This is a genomic window from Streptomyces rugosispiralis (genome assembly GCF_024505145.1).
GTDB lineage: Bacteria > Actinomycetota > Actinomycetes > Streptomycetales > Streptomycetaceae > Streptomyces > Streptomyces rugosispiralis.
The window spans coordinates 1-17,594 of the sequence record NZ_JANIAA010000057.1 but is presented as its reverse complement, the minus strand read 5'-3'; the positions used below and the strand labels follow the sequence as shown (position 1 = coordinate 17,594).

Below are 17,594 nucleotides of genomic sequence, written 5' to 3'. Positions count from 1 at the left end.
TGGGATGACCGCAGTGTTCCCAGGTGATCCATAGTGTCTCCGAGTGACCGGACGGCAGCGGTCTTTCGGGTGCGCCGGAGGGAAACGACAGACGCAACGACTCCCATGGCGGTGATTCTTTGCCCTCGCGCATAGCCCTCGTCGGTGCCGGCCGAATGGGGACACCTCTGTGTGGACGCTTCGCCTCGGCGGGCCACACGGTGACCGTTTCCGATCTGCGTCCCGAACGGGAAGAGGCGGTGCGCTCGTTGGGCGCGAACTGGGCGCCCTCCGTCACGACCGCCGCAGCCGGGGCGGATGTACTGGTCACCGTGGTTCCTGGCCCCGAGGAGGCCGCGGCAGCTCTTCCGGACGCCGTGTTCGCCGCCCTGGCCCCTGGGGCGGTGTGGATCGACATGACGAGCAACGCCCCCGCGGCCGCGCGGGAACTGCGGGAACGAGCCGGTGCCCACGGCGTCGATGCCCTCGAAGCGCCCATGGGCGGCAGTCCGGACGACGCCGAACACGGGCGCCTGCGGCTGTTCGTGGGCAGTTCCGCCGAAGTCCTCGACCGGTGCGGGCCGCTGTTGGAGGCGGTGGCGACATCGGACCGGATCCGCCACATGGGCGGCCCGGGAACCGGCTACACGACGAAACTCCTCATCAACCTCCTCTGGTTCGGCCAGGCCACGGCAACCGCCGAGGCCCTGCTGCTCGGACGCCGAGCGGGCATCGACCTCGCCGCCCTGCACGACACGCTGGCCGACAGCGCGGCGGGGAGCGACTTCATCCGCCGGGACCTGCCGGCTCTGTTCGCCGGGGACTACCTGCGCTCCTACGGCCTCGACCGCATCCACGACCAGCTCGAGGTCATCACCGATGAGGCCCGAGACCTCGGCACCCCATACGCGATGGCCGACACGGTGTTGCGCATCCACCGGCCGGCCCTGGAGCGCTTCGGACCCATGGACGGCGAACTCCTCGCCGTAGCCCTCTTGGAGGAGGCCGCCGGTACCCTGCTGCGCCCCTGACCGGTCCGGGCCGCTCGTCGGCGGTACGGAAGGCCGTGGACGGCACCCGTCCGGGGTGCCGGGTGCCGGTGCGCACAGGGTCCTCGTGCAGGGCGAAGAGCCGGGCCGCGTTGACGGCGTGCAGACTGAGCTGGACGTCCATCATGGAGATGTCGAAGTGGTGGCCTCGGCCGGTGGAACCGCGACCCGCCAGGCCGGTGAGGGCGGCGAGCCGAAGCTCATCGATCTCCCGGTGACCGCGCGCCTGGCCGCCGTCCGCGACGGTGAGCTGGACCTGGCGCCGGTACGAGGCGCGATCGCCTCATCGGCGATGACGGTGGTGCGCGCTTGGTGGCGGTGCGTCGCTTGTCGTGGCAGTGTCCGGCCGTCGCCAGGTGATGACGGCTCCACCTGGAGGCCGGAGCGACGATCTCAGTGCCTGATCAATGTGGCGGTGGTGGCCCCCTGCTCTGGGGCGGCAAGGTGCCATGAGCCTTCGGGTGTCAGCCGCGGTGCGGGGCGCGAGGGAGCGGCTTCCGCAACCTCAGAACGGGCCGGCGGGAAGCTGAGCGGCTGCCCAGCCATAGCACCTGGGACCCTCGGCACCATCGCCGCACGAGAGCCGCCCCCGCCCCCGGCACTCCCGAGAGCGACACACTCTCCGCTCAACGCCCGCGCCTCGACCCTCGACCGCGACGATGGCGACGGCGACGGCGAGCTGTAACGGGAGTACTAGCCGCGCCTGACTGGCGCTGCTATAACCGACACACGGATTGAATCGTTTTAGCCGCTCTGTTGGCGACACCTGGCCGATGCCCCTTGCGAAAGGTCCTCAACGTGTGCGGACGCAGCAGACTCACATCTGCCCGAGGTGTGCTCGCGCCGGTTGGTGTCGCTGCGCTCCTCCTGGCCACGGCGCTGGTCACCGGCAGCCCGACTGCCGTCGCCGACAGCGGACTCCACATCGGTGGCGCCACCGTCGATGGTCGGGCCGAACCGCTCGGGGTCGACGCCGCTCGCCCTCTGCTGGGGTGGAAGCTGAACTCCGAGTCGCGCAACGCCATGCAATCGGCCTACCAGATCCTGGTCGCCACCTCCGCCGAACGGCTGGCGCACAACCAGGGCAACGTCTGGGACAGCGGCAGACAACGCTCCGACGAGTCCGTGGGGGTGCCCTACGGCGGTCAGCAGCTCAGCCCTCGCACGCGCTACCACTGGAAGGTTCGCGTCTGGGACGAGCGCGGCAGAGCGTCGGCGTGGAGTGCCCCCTCCTTCTGGGAGACGGCGCTGCGTGCGCCCGAGGACTGGGAGGGTGCGCGGTGGATCGGCCCATCCGATCCACAGGCCGGGGCTCCGCTGCTGCGCAAGGAGTTCGCCCTGGACAAGGAGGTGGCCGGCGCGCGGGCGTATGTGGCCGGTCTCGGCTTCCACGAGCTGCGCCTCAACGGCGCGAAGGTCGGCGACCGCGTCCTCGCACCCGCGAACACGCCCTACGACCGGCGGGTGCTGTACGACACGTACGACGTGACGAAGGCGCTGCGCAAGGGTGGCAACACCGTGGGACTGTGGCTGGGCCACGGCTACGGGGAGAACTTCAGCCGGTACGGCTTCCGTTGGAATGGCCGACGGCAGGCGATCGCGCTGCTCGACGTCACCTTCACCGACGGTACCCGGCGTCGCCTCACCACCGACCCGTCCTGGAAGTGGTCCATCGGGCCGATCACCGCGGACGATCTGTACGACGGTGAGTCCTACGACGCCCGGAAGGAACAGGACGGCTGGGACGAGTCCGGCTTCGACGACCGTTCCTGGGAAAGCGTGTCGATGGTCGACGCACCGCAGGGCTCACTGCGGTCCAACACCATGCCGCCGGTCCGGGTGATGGACACCCTGAAACCGCGGAAGGTGACCGAGCTCCGACCGGGCACCTACGTCTACGACTTCGGCCAGAACATCGCCGGCTGGGCGCACCTGAGTGCCAAGGGTGCGGCCGGCACGCGCATCGCCCTGCGTACGGCCGAGGAGCTCAACGCCGACGGCACGCTGGACACCGCCACCAATCGGGATGCCGCGGCGACCGACACCTTCACCCTCGCGGGGACGGGCCGTCGCGAGAACTATGAGCCGCGCTTCACCTACCACGGCTTCCGCTACCTGGAGGTCACCGGTCTCCCCGGGCCGGCAGGCCTCGGGGACGTGCGCGCACGTGTCGTCCACGCGGATGTGCCGTCGACCGGCACCTTCAGCTCCTCCAGCGAGGTTCTCAACCGCATCTGGCACAACAACCGCTGGAGCGTCCTCAACAACTCCATGAGCACGCCCACCGATACCCCGGTCCGCGACGAGCGCACTCCTCCTGCCATGGACGTCCAGGCCTACCGGGACGCCGCGACGCGCGAATTCGGCATGGGGGGCTTCTACGCGAAGTATCTGGGGGACCTGCCGCCGGGCACCGCGCTGCCCTCCGACGACGTCAAGGCGCAGTACCCCGACATGGCCGGCGGTCAGGTCTCCTTGGCCTGGACCCTGTACGAGCAATACCGCGACCGGAACGCGCTGGAGACGGCCTATCCGGACATGAAACGGTTCGTGGACCGCAATGCCGCCGAGGCCCCCGGGCTCATCTGGCCCGCGGACAAGGGCTTCGGCGACTGGTGCCCGCCCGATCACGGGCCGCAGGCCAACGACGGCATGGGCAGCCCCTCCGCCGGGGACTGCTTCAGTGAGGTCTCCCTGGTCAACACCGCCCTCTCCTACCAGCAGGCCGAGGCCACGGCGAAGGCCGCGGAAGTCCTCGGGCACCAGCAGGACGCGCGCCACTTCGCGTCCCTGGCAGGCCGCGTCAAGGACGCGTTCAACGCGTACTTCCTCAACGAAGCCGGTGATACGTACGGCAGCGGACGCCAGGTGACCAGCGTGCTCCCGCTGGCGTTCGGGCTGGTGCCCGCCGGCAAGGTCGACGACGTCGGCGACCAACTCGCCCGAACCATCGTCGAGCGCGACGGCGGCCACCTGGACACCGGCATCTTCGGCACCCGTTACCTGGTCGACGCGCTGGCCCGCACCGGGAGGATCGACCTGGCGATGACCGCGCTCCACCAACGCACCTATCCCGGCTTCGGCTTCCAGCTCACCCACGGCGCCACGACCACCTGGGAGCAGTGGCTCTACCGCTCCTCGATGGAAACCCATGACCACGCCATGTTCGCCGGTATCAACACCTCCTTCTACACCGTTCTCGCGGGGATCAGGCCCACCGAGCCCGGCTACCGCGACATCACGGTCGCGCCGCAGATCCCCGCCTCCCTGGACCAGGTGTCCGCCGCGCAGGAGACGGTGCGTGGCCGCGTCGCCAGCGGTTGGAAGAAGACACGGGACACCTTGCGGCTGACCGTCACCATCCCGGCCAACAGCCGCGCGGTGGTACGGGTACCTCTGTCCGACGGGGACCACCGCGTCCAAGCCCCCACCGAAGCCAGGAAGACACAGGTCAGCGACCAGGCGGTCGCGTACCGAGTCGGCTCCGGGACCTGGGTGTTCACTGTCCGGGCCCGTTGACGTCCCGCACACGATGTCAAAGTTCTCCCGTCCCGTCGGCCGGGCCTCACCGACGCCTACTGGCTACTGGCTGGTGGCCCGCGGCGGCCTGCCGTCGCCCTGTGTGCGCCGCGGCGAGTCCGCGGCGCACACGAGGCCGTGCCCCGGCCCGGTAGCCCGGACCGGCTACCTCCTCGGTCCCGCGACGGCGTAGGCCATGGTGCCGCCGATCGTGAGTACCAGGGCCGTCCACGTACCCGCCGCCGTGCCGGATGGCAGCATCATCCAGGACGCCACCTGCGTCGGCACACTCGTCGGAGGCGGGGCGACGAACGAGAACGAGAGCCAGGCGAACGGCAGCGTCCACGCGTACTGCCCCCCGGACACCGCCGCACCGACGGCGGCGAGCCCCATCAAGCCCGTGCTGTCCCGCACCACGAACGCGGCGGTGGCCAGGTCCTTCCCCGTCGCCCGCACCGCCAGCAGCACCACGGCGACGACCGCGCCGGCGAGCAACACGTGCACCGCCCGGCGGGGCGCCCAGCGGATCGCGGCTGTCCGGTCCAGCGCGAGGTCCTGCCCGCCGAGCCCGGTCGAGAACGCCATCGCCCCCACGGCGAGGCCGAGCGCGGGCAGCCGCGGATCACCCGGTCCCCCGCTGCCGTCCCGGGCGAGTGCCCACACCGTCACCGTGCTGATCACCACCGCGGCCAGTGACGCGGGTACCTGACGCGAGCGCGCGTACAGCGTCAGCCATCTCACCGGTACGCACCGCCGGTCAGCGCGTCGAGTGCGTCTCCCTCGCAGGAGAGCGCGGCGGCGCGCATCGCGTTGATCCGCTGGAGCTGCCTGGCCCGTGGCAGCACTTTGAGGTCCTTCCACACCGCACGGGCCTGGGTGCCGACCTCACGTCGCGGGTTCGGTGACCCCTGACCGGGCATCGACTTGAGGTCGCCGAGGACCCAGCCCACCGCGACGGTCCGCGCGATGTCCTCTCCTCCCGTGCCGCTCCAGCCGACGGGGGAGCACCCCGGCACCATGCCTTTGGCGATCAAAGCCCAGGTCAGCTCCTCGCCCTTCGCGGCGGCGATGATGTCGTCGTCGAAGTCGATGAGCACGGTGTCGCGGGACCACCGCGGCGTGGAACCCTCCGGCAGTACGGCGGTGTTCTCCCGGACCGAGACCGGCGCCTGGCTTCCCAGGGCGCCGCGCAGCAGGCGCAGCGCCTCTTTGCCGTGACTCGCGAGGCCGGTGAGTCGTGCCTGGTGCGTCTTGGTCACGCATACCGGGCCATCGCACACCGACTCCGCGGCGGCCTTGTCGAGGACATACATCCGGCGCGGGTCGGAGGGCAGGACGAGCAGGGCGACGGCCGCGCCCGCCAGGACGGGCGTCAGGGCGAGCAGCCGGGTGCGCGGGGTCGCGGCGACCAGCAGCGCGAAGCCTGTCGCGGCCAGGCCGAGCAGCCAGATCGTCTGCCCGAGGTGCACGGAGGCGGAGAGCGTGACGAGCGCGTCGCGCACCTCTTCCACCGCCGGTGACAGCAGCGAGACCCGGTTCGGCTCCGTGCTCGGGACCCCTGTCGCCGTGTCCGTCTCGGTCCGGCCCAGCGACATGTGCATGACGGCCGTGAACGCGAAGGCGCCCATGGCCAGCAGCGGCGGGGTGAGCGCGGACGGCAGGGCGCGCCCGGCCCCCATGCCCAGCACGGCTCCCGCGACCAGTGAGAGAGCCCCCACCAGCGAGATCGGCAGCCATCCGAGGTGGGTGTACTCGGCGTTGGCGAGCACCTGGACCGCGCCCACGAGGACGAGCAGCGCGAACGCCGAGGCCAGGGTGAACGCCATCGTGCCCGCCAGCGTGGCGGCGCGGTGCCAGGCGGGACGCGAGGTGGTCGTCAGCAGCTCGGATATCTTCGAGCGGTGGTCCCGCAGGCCCTGCAACGCGCCGAGCCCCACGGCCAGCGGCCACAGGTAGAACAGCAGGCTGCGGGTCCACAGGGCCAGGGACGTCCACTGGGCCGTCCACGCCGTAGTGCCCCTCCACCATGCGGCGTCCATCAGGTACAGGAACGCCAGCGCGCTCGTCAGGACCACGGCGCCGGCCCAGGGGGCGACGGAGCGCTTCAGCTCGGTTCGCAGGACACGCGTATTCACCAGGCGCCCCTTCCCCGGCCGGGGCCCAGCAGCAGTGCCGCGTAGCCGCGCTCCAGCGGGCTGTCGCCCACGTGCTCGGGGTCGCCCGCCCCGGCCAGGTCCTCCGGGGTGCCCTGGAAGACCAGCCGGCCCTCGGCGAAGAGCACCACGTCGGTGCAGGCGGCGGCCACGTCCTCCACGAGGTGGGTCGAGACGACCACACAGGTGTCCTTGCCCAATTCCTGCAGCAGTTCGCGAAAGCGCAGCCGTTGCGCCGGGTCCAGGCCGGCCGTGGGCTCGTCCAGCAGCAGGATCGACGGGTCGTTGACGATGGCCTGGGCGATGCCCACCCGCCGTACCATGCCGCCGGACAGGGTCTTCATCCGCTTGTCGGCACGGTCGGCCAGGCCCACCCGCTCCACGGCGTGCTGCACCGCCGCGGGGATGTCCGCCTTGGGCACCTCCTTCAGCCACGCCATGTACTCGACGAACTCGCGGACCGTGAAGCGCTTGTAGTAGCCGAATTCCTGCGGCAGGTAGCCGATCCGTCGGCGCAGCGCACGGTGCTCGCCTCTGCCGCCCGCGGACTCGCCGAGCAGTTCCAGGTTGCCCTCGGCGGGGCGCAGTACGGTGGCCAGAGCCCGGATGAGGGTGCTCTTGCCCGCCCCGTTGGGGCCGAGGAGGCCGTGTACGCCGGTGCCCAGCGACAGGTCGAGCCCGTCGACGGCCATGTGGTTTCTGCCGACCCTGACCTTCAGCCCGGTGGCCCGGATCTCCCAGGCGTAGGGCGTCGGTGCGATGTCGGCCGCGCTCACCGCGGGCATCATGGGGTGTTCCTTTCTCATGGTCAACGATGGGCTCCCAGCACGGAATACGCGCCCCTGCGAGCGATCACGACACCGATGCCGAGCGCGAGGATCAGCCCCCACACAGGCAGACCGTCCGTCGCCAGGGCGAAGGTCGTACGGCCGGCGGCCAGGGTCGGTGCCACGATCACAACGGCCCATCCGGCCACCAGCCAGGCGGCGGCACGGGTCACACCGACGACACCGCCGAGCGCCAGGGTCGTCGAGGTGAAGGCCAGGCAGGGCAGCAGCCATTGCGCGGCCGTCACCCCCGTCACCCATCCGCCCAGCAGCAACGCGGGGACGACCACGGCGAGCACGGACGCGGTACGCCGCAGCACCAGGTACAGTCCCGCCCTCGGCGCGGAGGCCGTCAGCTCGTACGCCGGGTCCAGACCGCGCGACCACGACGCCGCGACGCCGAGCACGGGCAGGACCGGGGAGAACAGCAGCACCAGCGACACCTCGCCGGAGCCGGTGTCGGCCAGGTCGAGCAGCAGCGCGAGCAGCGTCACCCCCACGACCATGGCCAGCCACGGCACCATCACGGGCGTCATCCACTTCGACAGCCGCGCCGACCAGCGCCGTCGACGCGGTACCGGGGCGGTGCCGACGAGTTGGGGTTCGAGGTCGGACCACACCGTGCCGACCAGCGCCGCGACGGCGGGCGCCTGCGCCGCGACGGAGGCCGACAGCCGGTCGCGGCACACCCGGCACATCTCCAGATGGGCCTCCAGGGCCCACACCTCGTCGGCGGCGAGGTCCGTGTCGCCGCGCGCGTAACCGTCGATGATCCGAATCGACGCGTGTTCCACACTCATGCCAGTGCCTTCCGCATCTCGATCCGGGCCCGGCGGGCACGGGTCTTGACCGTGCCCTCGGGCAATCCCAGCAGGACAGAGGTCTCCCGGACGGACAGCCCGTCGAGCACCATGGCCTGCAGTACCTGTCTGAGCTCCGGCGCGAGGCGCCGCAGCGCGTCCCCGACCTCACCGCCGACGGTCGCCGCGAGCGCCTCCTCCTCGGCGGCGGGCGCCATGGACCGCGGGGCGGCCGTGGGCGGCGGCTCCGCGTGGTGGGCCCTGCGCCGGAACGCGTCGACGAGCCGACGCGCCGCGATCGTCCACAGCCAGCCGACGGCGGATCCCCCAGCCGCGGCCCCGATGAACGCACCCGCCGCGCGCCACACCGCCAGATACGTCTCCTGCATGACCTCGGCGACGATCTGCTCGTCCGCACAGCGGCGGCGCAGCCGCACCGCCATCCACGGCGACGTACGCCGGTACAGCTCCTCGAACGCGGCACGGTCGCCTCTGGCCACCAGCCGGACGAGATGCTCCTCGTCCAGTTCGCCCGATGTCTTCCTGACTGATCTCACACCCGCAAGACGCCAGACACGAACGCCAGGTTTTCCCCCGGGTGTGATGCCCGTCACATACGAGGTCTCCGGAAGCCCCGCCCTGTTGGACGCTGCCGCCGCCTTGGCGGCATCCTCCACGAATACATGCATGACGCGTGACCTGCACGAATGAGGTATTCGACAAGCGCAGGGTTGATGTCGGCCGATCCGCAATACCGCTCGATCCTGGAGGGATTCGCCGAGTCGGTCTCGTCGGCCGATTTCCAGGCGGGCGATTTCCAGGCGGCCGATTTTTCGTTTTGCAAGTGACGGTTTCGCGCTCTTGCGCCGTTAGTGGCTGTTGGTGATCTTGTTGATTTATCAGAACGGTCTTCAATTCCCGAAAGGGGAACATAGTCATGTCCACGTGCCCCACAAACCTGGACGCCGACAAAACCACCAATGCTGACAGTCGTCTGATGGTCACTCTGTACGCCCTTGCGGCAGCCCGGGAAAGCGTCTCCCGCAACGAACTCCTGCAACTTGCGGCCGCCTCGCCCGACGAGGCCGGACAGGCGATCGACAGGCTGCTCCAGCTCAAGGTGCTCACCGGCAAGCCCGGCGACCCCGTTCGCCTCGTACCCGTGGCGCCGGCCACCGCCTTCACCCAACTTCTCTTGCCGGCGATCCGGGAACTGCGCGAACGGCAGACGACGATCAACGAAGTGAGCGCGCAACTGGTGGATCTGCTTCCCGTCTACGAGAAAAGCGTCATGAAAGACGTAAGGGAACACTCATTGCACCGACTCGACAATGTGGATGCCGTCCGCCTGACCGTGTCCGAACTCTCGGCCCGCGCCACCAGGGAGATCCTCGTCTCTCAACCTGGCGGTCCTCGCCCCGACCCCGTCCTCAAGGAGGCAACGGACCGTGCCGTAGGCGTGCTTGAGCGTGGTGTAAGCACGCGTACGCTCCATCAGTACACGGCGCAGTTTCATCAGCCCACCGTCGACCACGTCTCGCTGCTTGTCGAGCACGGCGCCGAAGTCCGCGTTGTTACACAAGTGTTCATGCAGCTCATCGTCTTCGATCGCGAAGTCGCCCTCGTCGAGCTGGTTGGAAACCCCAAAGGCGCGTTGCTCATACGTGATCCGAGCGTGGTCCACTTCCTGATCGGCGCCTTCGAGCGGGCTTGGGAAAAAGCCCTGCCATTCCCGCTCGCCTATGAGCGGGAACAGATGCTGTTCAGCTCGGAGGAGATGAAGACGGCGATCGTGGAACTGCTCATCGAGGGCTACGACGACAAGGTTGTCGCCAAGCGTCTCGGTATCTCCCTACGCACCTTCCAGCGACACCTGGCCGCAGTTCTGCGCCGCATCGGCGCCCACAACCGGCTCCACGCCGGCTACCTGCTACGCGATCTCGGCATCCTCCACGAAAAGCGCGCCCAACAGTAAATTCGGCGATTCGCACGGTAGTTGCCAGTGAGCGTCGACCAGGTCGCGATGGCTTACGGTGCCACCGCGATCGTTCACCCAACTTACCGCTGAACCAGCGATCACATTCGACAACGAGCGCAACGAGCGCAACAAGGCCGGGCCACGCCCGGCCTTGTTGTATTTACGTCGAGGACGGAGCACCGATTGGTGCTGGATTACACCCTTTGCCCCATGGCGGGCTTACGCCAGTCGCACTCACGATCACTTGCGGCCGCGACAGGTGCCTCATTGTTCAAGCAGGATCGCGGTGCGCCGGACGGTATGCCCGGTGACCAACTTCGCTCATAAGTGAGAGCTGGACGCCCGCCCACACCGCTCGGTTTCGAACAGGGAAAGGGATTCGAATTGAGTGTCGGCAAGTTCACGCCCTACAATGGCAAAACAATTCAACGCGCCCCGCAATGGGGACGGGTGCCTGGGGAACTCCGCGAGGCCGTCACTGTGGTCTCCCAAGTTCTCCCGTTCCGCACCAATCAGTACGTGCTCGACGAACTCATCAACTGGGACAACATCCCGGACGACCCCATCTTCCGGCTGAACTTCCCCCACCGGGCCATGCTGGACGACACCGACTACGCCACCCTGCGGGATGTCATCGCCGCTGGCGACACGGGACAGATCGCGCTTCACACGGGGAAGCTCCGCGCGCGGATGAACCCCCACCCGGCCGGCCAGCAAACCCACAACATACCCGAGTTGGGCGGCGAGGAAGTGCCAGGGATGCAGCACAAATACTCCCAGACAGTGCTGTTATTCCCCAAACACGGGCAGACCTGCCACGCCTACTGCACGTTCTGCTTCCGCTGGCCGCAGTTCGTCGGCGACGGCGAACTCGCCTTCGCCGCCGAGGACGCCCAGGGCCTGACCGCCTACCTCGCTCGCCACCGGGAGGTCACCGACGTCCTGATCACCGGCGGCGACCCGCTGATCATGCGGACGAAGACTCTCGCCCGCTATATCGAACCGCTCCTGGCACCGGAGTTCGAACACATCCAGAACATCCGGATCGGCACCAAATCGGTCGCCTACTGGCCCCAGAGGTTCGTCACCGACCGGGATGCCGACGAACTCATCCGGCTGTTCGAGCGGGTCGTCACCGCTGGTAAGCACCTGGCGATCATGGGCCACTACAACCACCCCGCCGAGCTGCGCCCCGACATCGCGCAGACCGCCCTGAAGCGGATCATCGCCACAGGTGCGAACACGCGCCTCCAGTCGCCGGTGCTGAGGCACATCAACGACAACGCCGAGGCGTGGCGGGAGCTGTGGACGACCGGGGTGCGGCTGGGCGCCATCCCGTACTACATGTTCGTCGAACGCGACACCGGCGCCCGCGCCTACTTCGAGATTCCCCTGGTGAGGGCGTACGAGATCTTCCGCGACGCATACCAGCGGGTCTCCGGCCTCGCCCGCACCGTGCGCGGCCCGTCGATGAGCGCGTTTCCGGGCAAGGTTCTCATCGACGGCACCCCCACCATCCGCGGCGAGAAGGTGTTCGCCCTTCAGCTCCTTCAGGGGCGTCATGCGGACTGGGCGCGCCGGCCGTTCTACGCGAAGTACGATCCGGACGCGACCTGGTTCGACCAGCTCATCCCTGCGTTCGGGGCGGAGAAGTTCTTCTTCGAGGACGAACTGGCGCTCCCGGCGCCCGAGGCTCGCGAACTGACGGTGGTGGGCGCATGAACCGGCCGCCGACCCACGAACTTCTCGCGCTCAGGTTCGGGACTCAGACGGGGCGACTCGCGCGAGAGAACTTCCTGTTCGCCGACGACCCCTGCGCCACCGACACTCCGGCCGGCTTCGACTTCTACATCTGGGTCATCCGAGGTCAGGATCAGGTGATCGTCGTCGATACCGGGTTCACCGCGCACACGGGTGCGCGGCGCGGCCGCGAGCAACTTCACGACCCCGTCGAGGCCCTGACCGGTCTCGGCACGGATCCCACCGACGTGTCGCATCTGCTGATCACGCACATGCACTGGGACCACGCCGGTCACCTCGCCGCCTTCCCCACGGCTCGCGTTCATCTCCAGGAACCGGAACTCGCGTTCTGCACCGGCCGCGCCATGCGCCATGCCGCACCCCGCCGCCCCTTCGAGGCGGAGGATGTGAACGCGGCGATGCGGCTGCTGTTCGACGAGCGCCTCACCCTGCACCAGGGCCCGGCTACGATTGTGCCCGGCGTCGAGGTGCACCCGGCCCCTGGACATACCCCCGGCCTTCAAGTGGTACGCGTTCACACGAAGCGCGGCTGGGTCGTGTTGGCGAGCGATTCGTCGCATCTGTGGGCAAACATCCGTCGCCGGGCCCCGTTCCCGATCCTCGACCACCTCGCCTCCATGGTCGAGGCGTACGAGACCGTCGAAGCTCTGGCGGACGGCGTCGACCACATCATCCCCGGTCATGATCCTCAAGTCGCCACCCGCTTCCCCCAGGTGGAGGACGACCCCCGCTGGGTGCGGTTGCACGAGGAACCCACAGCCCCGTACACCGACCCGGCGGCGCTGGAACTGCGCGAGCGGGTGATCTCGTGAGGGCTGTTCAGGTCACGATCATCGGGCTGGGGCCGCGCGGCCTCGGCATCCTCCAGCACATCGCCCGGCGAGCCCAGCAGTTCCCCGAGGGCGTTGAGCTGGACGTCCACCTTGTCGACCCCGGCGACACCGGGCAGGGGGCACACTCCAGCCGGCAGCCCGACCATCTGCTCACCAACACGCTCGCCAGCCAGCTCACCATGTTCCCCGGCGGTGGCGGCCCGTCGTTCACCGATTGGGCCCAGCAGGTTGGCTACCGCCGCTTCGCGGGTGGCTACTACCGCACGGGCGAGGCAGGCGGGGAGCCGATCGGGCCACACGACTACCTGCCGCGCAGCTTGCTCGGCGAGTATCTCTCCTTCGCGTCCGACCACACCCTCAGCTCGCTGCCCACGAGCGTGCGAGTGGTGCACCACCGGGCTCGCGCCATCGACATGGAGGAGCTCTCCCCGTCCGGCAGGTACGTGGTGCGGACCGAGAACGGCTACGAGATTCCCTCCGATTTCGTGTTCCTCGCCACCGGGCACTCCCGGCGCACCCCCAGTGACGAGGACATCCGGTTCGAGAATTTCGTCAGCGAACACCAGGGCCGCAATGACCGCCTCGCCTACCTGGCGGACTGCTATCCGGTCGACAAGCTTGGGCGCATCGCTCCCGGGGCCACGGTGGCCGTGCAGGGTTTCGGGCTGACCGCCCACGACGTCATCGCTCACCTCACCATCGGCAGGGGCGGACGTTTCGAGGGCGACGGCCACGACATGCGCTACATACCGTGCGGGCGCGAGCCGAGCATCCTGTTGTTCTCCCGTCAGTGCCTGCCCGCCGCCGCACGCGGCATCAACCAGAAGGGCCTCGCCGGCGCCTACCAGCCGCACTTCTTAACCCTCGAGGCCATACGCGGTTTACGTGAGCACGCGAGGCGGAAGCGCGGCAGCGCGCAGCTCGACTTCGAGGCGGCAGCCGTGCCGCTACTACGTCGGGAAATGGGCTACGTTTACCGCTCCACGCTGGAGCAACGTCATATCCGGCCCGACCGGTACGAATTCACAGCGGCCGATCAGGCCGCCGTCGACGCCATCGTCGACCCGCTGGCCGGCAAGAGCTTCAGGGATCTGGACGCCTTCCGCGCCTTCTTCACGGCGTTCGTCACCGAGGACCTGGAGCACGCCGAGGAAGGCAACCTGACGAGCCCTGTCAAAGCCGCCACCGACGCCATCCGGGACATCCGCGCCAGCCTGCGCGAGGCCGTCGAATTCTCCGGCCTGACACCGGATTCGCATCGGGTGTTCAACACCCGCTGGGTGCCGCTCATGAACAGGATCTCGTTCGGGCCACCCCGCCGCCGCAACTACGAACTTCTCGCCCTGATGAACGCTGGTGTGGTCGATCTGGCCGGCGGACCGGGCTGCCGTATCATCCCCGACCCCGAGACGGCCCGGTTCACCGTTGAAACCGAATTCACCAACGGCCCTGCCGTCCGGTACGCCGACGCATTGGTGGCGGCGCGCCTGGACTTGTTCCACCCCGAGACGGACAGTTCCCCGCTGACCGCCCGCCTGCTGGCCCGCGGTTTGATCCGTCCCTACAGCAACGGCTCCTACGAGCCGGGCGGTGTGGACATCACGCCCAGCGGCCGCGTCATCTCCAGGGACGGGACGCCGCTCACAGGTGTATGGGCTGTCGGATACCCCGTCGAAGGGCCCCGGTACTACACGTACTACCTGCCCAGGGACGGTCAGAAGTCGCGATTCACGGACGAGGCGAACGCCGCCGTGTGCGACATGTGGCAGCGACTCACGATCCTCGAGGAGGATGATTCCCGTGCCGATCGGCAGCGGCAGTCAGTTTCCATACCCTGACTTCAAAAAGCGCTACGACACCCCGCTGCCCGAGCCGGTGGTGTGGCGGTGGGCGGACACCTCCGGCCGGCTCAGCGACACGGAGCAGCCCGAACGCGGCACGCTCGCCCTGTCCCTGCCGAACGGCAGCGCCGAAATCATCCGTGATGTCGCCGTCGCCTATCAGGTCATCCCCGCTGGGAAGAACACCACCCCGCACGCGCATACCTGGTATCACCTGTTCGTCGTGCAAGCCGGCACCGGCACCGTCACCTTCCACGACACCAGCGAGACAACCGATCTGGGCCTCGGGGACCTTCTGCTCGTCCCGGCCTGGTCGCTGCACCACTTCGACAACCCCACGAGCCAGAACCTCGTCCTGCTGAACCTGATGAACATCCCGCTGTTGGCCGAGCTGGGGAACCTGGCCTCCAGGCAATCGGAGCCCGGCGCGTGACCGCGCAAGAGGTCGGCGAGGCGGCGCCCGCCGAGCGAGCCGCCCACTCAGCGGGCTCGTACAAGTGGGTCGTGCTCGCCGTCGCCGTCACCGCGCTGACTTCCGGCTCGATCGTCTACTCCGGCGTCAGCGTCCTGCTGCCGTTCTGGAAGAACACCTACCACCTGTCCGCGGCCACCGCCGCTCTCGCAGCCACGGCGATCCAGGCGGGGCCGATCGCCTCGATGCTGATCATCGGGCGGGCCATCGACCGCTACGGAGAGCGCTGGGTCGTCTCTCTTACGATGATCGCCATGGGCGTCACGGCGTTCATCGCCGCGGCCGCGGGTCGCAGTTACCCTGTGCTGCTGCTGTTCATCCTGGTGATGGGCGCCTTCTACGGATCCATTCTGCCTGGCGGGCAGCGAGCCATCACCCGGTGGTTCGAACCCGGCCTACGAGGTATGGCCACCGGTATACGCCAAGCCGGTCTGCCGATCGGCGCCTCCATCGCCGGGGCGATCCTGCCCGCCGTCGCCCTGCACCGCGGCTGGACCGCAGCCATGGTCGTCCAGGGAGCGGCCGGCATCCTCGGGGGCGTGGTCTTCGCCACCTGCTACCGCCAGACGGGTGACGCCACGACGAGTGCGCGAAAGACGCCGGTGAACCTGCGCCGTTTGATCCTCGGCCTCGTGCGCGACAGGGCCGTCCGCTCGCTTCTCATCGCCGGACTCGCCCTGGCCGCGTTCCAGTACGTGTTCTCCGTGCAGATCCTGATCTTCCTCAACGATCACCTACGCATCCCGATCGTCACGGCCGGCTTCATGTACTCGGTGGCCCAGGCTGCCGGGATCGCCGGCCGGATCGGTCTCGCCTGGATCAGTGACCGTCTCTGGCCCGGCATGCGGATGCGCTCGCTGAAGTGGCTTCTCGCCTTCTCCGCGATCCCGCTCACCGCACTCAGCGTGTTGACCCCCGGCTCGCCCCGCGTGCTCGCTTACACGCTCTGCACGCTGCTGGGCCTGCTCAGCGTCGGCTGGTACCCGCTCTACCTCGTACAGATCACCGACATCGCCCCCCAGCATGCGGTCGCCTCCACGATCAGCTTCGCGATCACCCTGAATCAGATCATCGCCGCCACCATGCCACCGTTGTTCGGCGCGCTCGTCGGCGCCACCGGCTACCCGGTCGGCTGGCTCTTCCTGGTGGTCATTCTGATTCTGACGGCTGCCCAACTGCACCGCACCCAGGCCGCCCCGAACCCCATCGCATCGCAGACCTCCTGAAGGGACCCACACGCGCATGCTCAAGCGCATTGACCACATCGGTGTCGTGGTCCACGACCTGCTCCGCGCGAAGAAATTCCTTGAAAGCCTCGGTCTCAACCTCGAGTTCGAACGCGAGCTGCCCGAACGCGAGGTAAAAGCCGCGTTCTACCGGGTGGGTGACGGGGCTCGTATCGAGCTCATCGAGCCCACCACCAGCGAGGCCCGTCGACGCCGTCTCGGCGACCGCGTCGGCGACAAGGCTCGCATCGAGCACATCGCAGTCGAGGTCGACGACAGCATCACCGAGATCATGCAGACGCTTCGTGGCATCGGCGTCGAATTCGTCGCTCCTCAGCCCGTGGCGATCGACGGCAACCTCAATGCCTTTTCCCGGCCCGACACCTCGGAGGGGATTCAGTTCCAGCTCGTCGAGCGCGACGCCGCAACGCCCTGACGCACCTGCCGCGGTGTCCACATCTTGAGCGGAAAGCGAAGACTCCGTCTGAACTGGGATGACAGAGCCTGCATAAGGCTACTTCTGTTCCAGCGAGAAGGCAGTTTCCGCGTGTGCCGTTCGGAAACCCATCGCGGCCGCTCGGAGCGGGGCCGGCGTCAGCACCGCTGATTTCGCTCCTTTGACCTGGCCGTTGCCCTCGACCTTTCGCGACGGCCCGTCGGATTGTCCGGCGGGCCGTTTCGGCTGTCCGGCCTGACCGCGGGGTGACGCCTTCCCAGGTACGAAGCATATCCGCGCACCGGCGTCCAGATGCGGTCCATGCCCGCCTCTTTACGGTCGGCAGCCGGTCGTCCATGGAGTCTTGCCTCCCCCGCTGAGCGGGTGCCCCAAGCGCCTGGCCATCGTTGAGCACGGCATCGCGTGAACACCCCCAGCGTCCCGGCCAGTTGCTCCGTGCCCACGGAGGTTCCAAACAGGGCCACCAGGGCGACCATGCTCGGAATTCCGGACATCGTTCCCGCCTTGAGACGGGAGTAGCCCAAGCCAGGGGCTGGGCCGCGATACCGAGGAGCGCCTTGTCGCCGTAGTCGATCAGGTAGAGAAGCATGAGGATCGATGTCAGTCCCCATGCCTTTGAGCGCGACGCGATCGCCGGGGCGGTTGTGACGCGTGTGGGTGCGGTGGCCTGGACGGGGGGCATGTCGTCGACTCCCTTAG

At 68.5% G+C, this 17,594-nt stretch carries 14 protein-coding genes and 1 pseudogene; 9 read left to right on the top strand and 6 right to left on the bottom strand.

Annotated elements, in window-relative coordinates:
• Positions 1-113: 113 nt before the first annotated feature.
• Positions 114-935 (top strand): annotated as a pseudogene (locus tag NP777_RS43235) (NAD(P)-dependent oxidoreductase); the annotation flags it as partial.
• On the opposite strand, the gene NP777_RS48755 reads toward NP777_RS43235, so the two are convergent.
• Positions 853-1,236 (bottom strand): CoA transferase, encoded by a 384-nt coding sequence (locus tag NP777_RS48755; RefSeq protein ID WP_391858689.1) that lies wholly within the window; start codon positions 1,234-1,236, stop codon positions 853-855. The pseudogene NP777_RS43235 and the gene NP777_RS48755 sit on opposite strands and share 83 nt — an antisense overlap.
• A 590-nt stretch (positions 1,237-1,826) precedes the next feature.
• On the opposite strand from NP777_RS48755, the gene NP777_RS43230 reads away from it, so the two are divergent.
• Entirely contained in the window at positions 1,827-4,547 is a 2,721-nt protein-coding gene (locus tag NP777_RS43230; protein WP_449343562.1) for a family 78 glycoside hydrolase catalytic domain, read from the top strand.
• A gap of 165 nt (positions 4,548-4,712) precedes the next feature.
• On the opposite strand, the gene NP777_RS43225 is transcribed toward NP777_RS43230, so the two are convergent.
• Genes NP777_RS43225 through NP777_RS43205 form a run of 5 tightly spaced genes read right to left on the bottom strand, consistent with a single transcriptional unit; the run spans position 4,713 to position 8,884 of the window.
• Positions 4,713-5,288 carry a hypothetical protein gene (locus tag NP777_RS43225; RefSeq protein WP_256655684.1) on the bottom strand — a complete coding sequence of 192 codons (576 nt, stop codon included), beginning with the start codon at positions 5,286-5,288 and terminating at the stop codon, positions 4,713-4,715.
• On the bottom strand, positions 5,285-6,682 hold the full coding sequence (locus NP777_RS43220; protein ID WP_256655683.1) for a hypothetical protein: 1,398 nt from the start codon (positions 6,680-6,682) through the stop codon (positions 5,285-5,287). Before NP777_RS43220 ends, NP777_RS43225 begins: the two co-directional genes overlap by 4 nt.
• A complete protein-coding gene (locus tag NP777_RS43215) occupies positions 6,679-7,488 on the bottom strand; it encodes an ABC transporter ATP-binding protein (protein WP_256655682.1) in 810 nt (269 codons plus the stop codon). Before NP777_RS43215 ends, NP777_RS43220 begins: the two co-directional genes overlap by 4 nt.
• A gap of 20 nt (positions 7,489-7,508) precedes the next feature.
• Positions 7,509-8,327: a zf-HC2 domain-containing protein gene (locus tag NP777_RS43210; protein WP_256655681.1), complete on the bottom strand. Its 819-nt coding sequence runs from the start codon at positions 8,325-8,327 to the stop codon at positions 7,509-7,511.
• Positions 8,324-8,884 carry an RNA polymerase sigma factor gene (locus NP777_RS43205; RefSeq protein ID WP_256655680.1) on the bottom strand — a complete coding sequence of 187 codons (561 nt, stop codon included), beginning with the start codon at positions 8,882-8,884 and terminating at the stop codon, positions 8,324-8,326. The genes NP777_RS43210 and NP777_RS43205 overlap by 4 nt, the downstream gene beginning before the upstream one ends.
• Positions 8,885-9,324: 440 nt before the next feature.
• Here NP777_RS43205 and NP777_RS43200 point away from each other — a divergent pair, with 440 nt between their 5' ends.
• The 7 genes from NP777_RS43200 (at position 9,325) to NP777_RS43170 (ending at position 16,874) form a co-directional block, all read left to right on the top strand.
• Positions 9,325-10,302 (top strand): helix-turn-helix domain-containing protein, encoded by a 978-nt coding sequence (locus NP777_RS43200; protein WP_256655679.1) that lies wholly within the window; start codon positions 9,325-9,327, stop codon positions 10,300-10,302.
• A 453-nt stretch (positions 10,303-10,755) separates the two neighbouring features.
• Positions 10,756-12,027 carry a KamA family radical SAM protein gene (locus tag NP777_RS43195; RefSeq protein ID WP_256655678.1) on the top strand — a complete coding sequence of 424 codons (1,272 nt, stop codon included), beginning with the start codon at positions 10,756-10,758 and terminating at the stop codon, positions 12,025-12,027.
• Positions 12,024-12,878 carry an N-acyl homoserine lactonase family protein gene (locus NP777_RS43190; RefSeq protein WP_256655677.1) on the top strand — a complete coding sequence of 285 codons (855 nt, stop codon included), beginning with the start codon at positions 12,024-12,026 and terminating at the stop codon, positions 12,876-12,878. Before NP777_RS43195 ends, NP777_RS43190 begins: the two co-directional genes overlap by 4 nt.
• The gene (locus NP777_RS43185; RefSeq protein WP_256655676.1) at positions 12,875-14,737 is read left to right on the top strand and encodes an FAD/NAD(P)-binding protein; all 1,863 of its coding nucleotides are present in this window, start codon (positions 12,875-12,877) and stop codon (positions 14,735-14,737) included. The genes NP777_RS43190 and NP777_RS43185 overlap by 4 nt, the downstream gene beginning before the upstream one ends.
• Positions 14,700-15,173, top strand: a complete 474-nt coding sequence (locus NP777_RS43180) for a cupin domain-containing protein (protein ID WP_256655675.1) — start codon at positions 14,700-14,702, stop codon at positions 15,171-15,173. Before NP777_RS43185 ends, NP777_RS43180 begins: the two co-directional genes overlap by 38 nt.
• 71 nt (positions 15,174-15,244) lie before the next feature.
• Positions 15,245-16,438, top strand: a complete 1,194-nt coding sequence (locus tag NP777_RS43175) for an MFS transporter (RefSeq protein ID WP_256655674.1) — start codon at positions 15,245-15,247, stop codon at positions 16,436-16,438.
• A gap of 16 nt (positions 16,439-16,454) precedes the next feature.
• Entirely contained in the window at positions 16,455-16,874 is a 420-nt protein-coding gene (locus NP777_RS43170) for a VOC family protein (protein WP_256655673.1), read from the top strand.
• Positions 16,875-17,594 lie beyond the last annotated feature (720 nt).

Bases quoted from the DNA above. Each gene is read 5' to 3' on its own strand.
- NP777_RS43215 (WP_256655682.1), bottom strand. From the start codon at position 7,488: ATGATGCCCGCGGTGAGCGCGGCCGACATCGCACCGACGCCCTACGCC.
- NP777_RS43210 (WP_256655681.1), bottom strand. From the start codon at position 8,327: ATGAGTGTGGAACACGCGTCGATTCGGATCATCGACGGTTACGCGCGC.
- NP777_RS43200 (WP_256655679.1), top strand. From the start codon at position 9,325: ATGGTCACTCTGTACGCCCTTGCGGCAGCCCGGGAAAGCGTCTCCCGC.
- NP777_RS43190 (WP_256655677.1), top strand. From the start codon at position 12,024: ATGAACCGGCCGCCGACCCACGAACTTCTCGCGCTCAGGTTCGGGACT.
- NP777_RS43170 (WP_256655673.1), top strand. From the start codon at position 16,455: ATGCTCAAGCGCATTGACCACATCGGTGTCGTGGTCCACGACCTGCTC.